The sequence below is a fragment of the Halorubrum sp. AJ67 genome, assembly GCF_000513435.1.
In genome coordinates this window covers 187,302-193,382 of record NZ_CBVY010000003.1, presented here as the reverse complement: position 1 = coordinate 193,382, position 6,081 = coordinate 187,302, and the positions used below count along the sequence as shown (strand labels likewise).

4 protein-coding genes are annotated in these 6,081 nt (G+C 68.4%); all 4 read right to left on the bottom strand.

The window, feature by feature from the left end:
• A partial coding sequence (locus tag BN903_RS04550; RefSeq protein ID WP_048076590.1) for a GAF domain-containing protein occupies positions 1 to 2,166 on the bottom strand: 2,166 nt, incomplete at its 3' end.
• Between the two features lie 101 nt (positions 2,167 to 2,267).
• Complete coding sequence (gene sucD / locus BN903_RS04545) at positions 2,268 to 3,137, bottom strand: succinate--CoA ligase subunit alpha (RefSeq protein ID WP_048076589.1); 870 nt, start codon at positions 3,135 to 3,137, stop codon at positions 2,268 to 2,270.
• A complete protein-coding gene (sucC, locus tag BN903_RS04540) occupies positions 3,134 to 4,279 on the bottom strand; it encodes an ADP-forming succinate--CoA ligase subunit beta (protein ID WP_048076588.1) in 1,146 nt (381 codons plus the stop codon). Before sucC ends, sucD begins: the two co-directional genes overlap by 4 nt.
• Before the next feature lie 117 nt (positions 4,280 to 4,396).
• Positions 4,397 to 5,806: an aspartate ammonia-lyase gene (locus BN903_RS04535; RefSeq protein WP_048076587.1), complete on the bottom strand. Its 1,410-nt coding sequence runs from the start codon at positions 5,804 to 5,806 to the stop codon at positions 4,397 to 4,399.
• Positions 5,807 to 6,081 lie beyond the last annotated feature (275 nt).

Below are 6,081 nucleotides of genomic sequence, written 5' to 3'. Positions count from 1 at the left end.
CCACGCGCGCTCGGCCGCCTCGCCGAGCGGGACGGGCTCTATCTCGTCGACCGTCCGGCCCTGCCGAGCCAGCGCGAGGAGGTCGGCTATCAGCTGTGTCATCCGGTCGTGGGCGTCTTCGACCCGGTCGAGTTCGGCGAGGACGGCCTCGTCGTCGGTCAGTGACCGCGCCATCTCTGTCCGACCGGCCGCGACGTTGAGCGGGCTCCGCAGGTCGTGAGAGACCAGCGCGGCGAACTTCTCCAACCGGTCGATCTCCCGCTGGAGCGCCGCGTCGCGGTCGCGCAGCTGCTCGGTCCGCTCGGCGTGATCGAGCGCGACCGTGACGTTCGCCGCGAGGACCCGGGCCAACTGGAGGTCGGTCTCGTCGAAGGCGTCCGGCTCGCGCGAGCCGAGCGGCATGACCCCGTGGTCGCCGAGCGGGACGACGAGGAGGCTCCGGATGTCGCCGTACCCGACCGCGGTGTCGACCGCGGCGAGGTCGTCGACGACGACCGGTTCGCCGGCGTCGAACGCCTCCCAGACGCGGCCGTCCTCCGGGCCGAACGGGGGTCGGTCGCCGAAGGCCGCGGTCGCTTCCTCGCTTATCGCCGTCGGGCGGAGGACGTCGGTCTCGGGGTCGTACAGTCGGATGCCGCTGTTCGGGAACCCGAGGATGTCGATCGCCGCGCGGGCGGCCAGTCCGGCAATTTCCTCTCTGTCCTCGCCGCCGAACATCTCGCGGGTGGACGCGTGGAGTTTCCTGAGAACGCGTTCGACGCGCTTCTGCTCGTCGATGTCGGCATACACGGAGTAGACAACCGACTCCTCCGGCTGAACGACCGGGATGACATGGAGGATGAAGCTCCGGAGCCCGTCGGTCGTCCGCCGCTGTACCTCCAGTCGCGTTGGTTCGCCGGCGGCGATCAGGTGTTCGTGGTCGAACCCCGTCGCGTCGGGCGGGACGACCGCGTCGACGACCGTCTCGTAGCTCGACTCCGCGGCGTCGTAGCCGAACGCGTTGACGAACGCCTCGTTCGTCTGGGCGAGCGTCCGCTCGCCCCCCTCGCCGACGACGGTTCGCGCCATCGGCAGCGGGAGGTTCGCGAAAAGCGCCGCGAGCCGGTCGCGCTCGGTTCTGAGCGCGGTCTCTGTCTCGATCCGCTCTATCGCGTTCGCGGCGTGCGACGCGATCAGCTCCGCGAACTCGACATCACGGTCGTCGAAGGCGGCGTATCCGTTCGAGACGGCCTGAAACACCGCATACTCACCGATCGGGACGCTGATTGCGGAGCGAACGTCGTCAGAGACCGGGTCCGCGACCGCCGCGGTGTCGATGGAGCCGCGCCGGCCGACCCGGTCGTGGTCCGGGCCCCCCGAGTTCGAGCGGCCGGAGTCCGCCGGGTCCTCCAACTCGTCCGGGTCCGTCGGGTCGACGCTGAGGTTGTCGACGACAACTGTCCGCTGCTCTCTCGCCGTGTAGCCGACAACTCCCTCGTCGACATCGAACGCGCGGATCTCGTCCGGCGAGACGCTCTCGGATCTGGCGGTCGGGACGAGCCGATCCCCGCGGCGACGGGCGGCGACGCACCGGTCGAACTCCAGTATCTCCTCGGCCGCGACGATGACGCGGTCGAACACCGCGGACACCTCCTCGACCGAAGCGAGGTCGGTCGCGAACCGGTGGATGGCCGTGACCTTCGCGTTCACTTCGCGGAGGTCACGTTCGGCCTTCCGGCGGCCGAGGGCGTTCGCGACGCTGTTCGCGAGCATCTCGTAGCGGTCCCGACCGGCCCCCTTCTGGAGGTAGTCGGTCACGCCGGCCGAGATGGCGTCGCTCGCTATCTCCTCGCTTCCCTTCCCGGTGAACAGCACGAATGGGAGCCCGGGATCGATCGAGCGGACCGATTCGAGGAATTCGAGCCCGTTGGACCCGGGCATGTCGAAGTCGCTGACGACGCAGTCGACGCACTCTTTTCGGACCACGTCGAGCCCCTCGTCCGGCGACAGCCGGATGACGGTCTCGATGTCGTCCACGAGCCGTTCGACGTGCGTCGCCGCGAGGTCGGCCGCCCCCGGCTCGTCGTCGACGAGGAGTACTCGCCGAGGCCCGTCGCCGCTCGCTCCCGACGCGCCGGACGCGGCCGAGTCAGTCTCCGCCGACGAGTCGTCGGGACCGGCGTTCATGTCCGTGTGTTACGCTACCAGTAGGTTTAGCTTTCGCTCCGACTACCGAAATTGAAAAACGGGGCGGGAGACGCGCCGACGGATCGGCGGTCTGTGGCCGTCTACAGGAAGTCCTCGACGTGGTCGGCGACCTCCTCGGGGGTGTCGCCCACGGGGACGCCCGCGTCGTTGAGGGCGTCGATCTTCGACTGCGCCGTCCCGGTGCCGGAGCCGGAGACGATGGCACCCGCGTGGCCCATCCGCTTGCCCGGCGGTGCCGTGCGGCCGGCGATGAAGCCGGCGACCGGCGTGTCCATGTGCTCGCCGATGAACTTCGCGGCCTGCTCCTCGTCTTCCCCGCCGATCTCGCCGCACATCACGACGGCGTCGGTGTCGGGGTCGGCCTCGAACGCCTCTAAGGCGTCGATGAAGGAAGTGCCGATGATCGGATCGCCGCCGATGCCGATGGCGGTCGACTGGCCGAGTCCGCGCTCGGTGAGGTTGTCGACGACCTGGTAGGTGAGCGTCCCGGAACGGGAGACCAGCCCGACGTTGCCGTCGGAGAAGATGTTGCCGGGGAGGATGCCGAGTTTCGCCTCGCCGGGCGTGATGATCCCCGGGCAGTTCGGGCCGATGAGGCGGGTGTCGGTCTCGGTCAGTCGCTTGTTCACCTTCGCCATGTCCTGTGTCGGGATCCCCTCGGTGATCGCCACCGCCAGATCGAGATCGGTGTCGAGCGACTCGAAGATGGCGTCGGCGGCGAACGCCGGCGGCACGAAGATCACGGAGGCGTCCGCGTCCTCGGCCTCGACGGCCTCGTCGACCGTGTCGTAGACGGGGACGCCGTCGACCTCCTGTCCGCCCTTGCCGGGCACCGCGCCAGCGACGACGTTCGTGCCGTACTCGATCATCTGCCCGGCGTGGAACTTCCCTTCCCCGCCGGTGATCCCCTGGACCACCACTCTGGTGTCGTCGTCTACGAAAATGCTCATTGGGTCACCTCCTCCGCGTTCTTCACCGCGCGCTGGACCGCGTCCTCCAGCGTCTTCTCGACCTCCACGAGGTCCGTGTTCAGGATCTCCATTCCCTCCTCGGCGTTCGTGCCGGCGAGCCGGACGACGACCTTCTTCGGGATCTCGTCGAACCCTTCGAGGGCCTCGTTGATCCCCTTGGCGACCTCGTCGCCGCGGGTGATCCCGCCGAAGATGTTGAAGACGACGGCGTCGACATTCTCGTCCGAGAACACCATGTCGAGCGCCTGCGTGACGCGCTCCGCCTTCGCGCCGCCGCCGATGTCGAGGAAGTTCGCGGGCGACCCGCCGTAGTAGTCGACCAGGTCCAGCGTCGTCATGACGAGGCCGGCCCCGTTGCCGATGATGCCGACGTTGCCCGACAGGCGGACGTAATCGAAGCCGTACTCGCCGGCCTTCCGTTCGAGGTCGTCCTCGTAGGACTCCTCGGCCATCTCGGCCAGTTCGGGCTGGCGGAACAGCGCGTCCTCGTCGATGTTCATCACGGCGTCCGCGGCGACCACGTCGCGGTCGCTCGTGATCATCACCGGGTTGACCTCGATCTCCGAGGCGTCGCTGTCCTCGTAGAGGTCGTACAGCGTCGAGAGGATCGACGCCACGTCGAGCGCGACATCGGCGTCGACGCCGGCCTCGTAGACGACCTTCCGGGCCTGATACGGGTGAAGCCCGAACGCGGGGTCGACGTGTTCGCGCGCGATCGCGTCGGGGTTCTCCTCGGCGACCTCCTCGATGTTCACGCCGCCCTCGGTCGAGACCATCAGGACCGGCTTCCCCTCGCCGCGGTCCATCGTGACGCCGACGTACAGCTCGTCGACGAAGTCGACGCCCTCCTCGACGAGGACGGAGTCGACGGTGTACCCCTTGAGGTCCATCCCGAGGATCTCCTCGGCGTACTGCTCGGCCTCCTCGCGGTCGGTCGCGATCTTGATCCCGCCGGCCTTGCCGCGGCCGCCCACGTGGACCTGCGCTTTGATCGCGGCCGGGTAGCCGATCTCGTCGACGGCGTCGAGCGCCTCGTCGACGGTCGTCGCCAGCCGGGAGTCCGGAATCGGGATCCCGGCGTCCGCGAAGATAGACTTCGCTTGATATTCGTGAAGTTTCATCCGTGTTGGATCGGTACCGACGGTGGCTTAAATGGTGCCGATCCGGCGCGATTGGCGGCGCGAGAGCCGACACCGCTGCCGGCAAGCCCGAAGCGGCTCGAAGAGGTGGGCGGCTCCTCAGTCGTCGTCGCCGAGGATGACGCGGTGGGTCATCGCCTCGGGGTCGAGCACCTCGTCGGCCTCTTCCTCGGTGAGATACCCCTCGCCGACGGCGACCTCCTTGACGGACTTGTCCTCGGCGAGCGCCTTCTTCGCGACCTTGCTCGCCTTGTCGTAGCCGATCGCGGGGTTCAACGCGGTCGCGAGCGCCATCGACTGCTCGACGCGCGTCTCGCAGAACTCCTCGTTGGCCTCCAGCTTCGCGACGAAGCGCTCGCCGAACGTCGCCGCGACGTTCGAGAGCAGCTCCGCCGATTCGAGGAAGTTGTGCGCGATGACGGGCTTGTAGAGGTTCAGGTCGATCTCGCCGCGCGCCGCGCCCGCCGAGACCGCGGCGTCGTTGCCGACGACCTGCTTGTGGACCTGATTGACCGACTCGGCGACGACCGGGTTGATCTTCCCGGGCATGATCGAGGAGCCGGGCTGGTTCTCCGGCTGTTCGACCTCGCCGAGCCCGTTCCGGGGACCGGAGGCGAGCAAGCGGAGGTCGTTGGCCATCTTGTTGAGGCTGCCGGCGATCGTGCGGAGCGCGCCGTGACCCTCGCTCATCGCGTCGTGGGCGGCCTGCGCCTCGAAGTGGTTCTCGGCTTCGCGGAACTCCGTCCCGGTCTCGTCGGAGATGTACTCCGCGGCGAGCTCCGGGAACTCGGGGTGCGTGTTGAGACCGGTTCCGACCGCGGTGCCGCCCAAGGCGAGTTCGCGGAGGTTCGACTGGGCGTTCTCGGCGCGTTCGATACCCTTCGCGACCTGCGTGCGGTAGCCGCTGAACTCCTGTCCGAGCCGGATCGGCGTCGCGTCCTGAAGGTGCGTGCGTCCGGTCTTGACGACGCCGTCGAACTCGGTCTCCTTGGCTTCGAGTTCGGCGTGGAGCGTTTCGAGGGCCGGAACGAGGTCCTTCTCGACGGCTTCGAGCGCGGCGACGTGCATCGCCGTGGGGATCACGTCGTTCGACGACTGCCCGTAGTTGACGTGGTCGTTCGGGTGGACGACGCGGTCGCCGATCTCCGCGCCCGCGATCTCGGCCGCCCGGTTGGCGATCACCTCGTTCGCGTTCATGTTCGAGGAGGTGCCCGAGCCGGTCTGGAACACGTCGACCGGGAACTGTTCGTCGTGTTCGCCCGCGATCACCTCGTCGGCGGCGGCGACGATCGCCTCCGCGGTGTCGTCGTCGATCAGCCCGAGGTCGCGGTTCGCCTGCGCCGCCGCCTTCTTGACGACGCCGAGCGCGCGGACGAACCGCCGGCTCATGCCGATCCCCGAGATCGGGAAGTTCTCGACGGCGCGCTGGGTCTGTGCGCCCCAGTAGGCGTCCGCCGGCACCTGCATCTCGCCGAGGCTGTCCTCCTCCGTGCGGTAGTCGTCACCCATGCGCCGACCTTCCCGCGAGACGCTGTAAAAGGTGATGAAACCTGTGAGCGACCGAGAGCTGTGATTCGTGCTACCGTGGAACACGAACTGAGGAGCGCCGGCCTCACTCCGTCCCGTCCCGAAACACGAACGCGAGCGTCATCAGCGACCCGTTGATCCCGAACAGGCCCGCGACCAACAGCCCGAGCGGCGGGTCGTCGCCCGGATACGCGATCAGGAGCGCGAGCGATCCGACGCCGAGCGCGGCCAGTCCGACCGTCAGCGCGGCGTCGGAC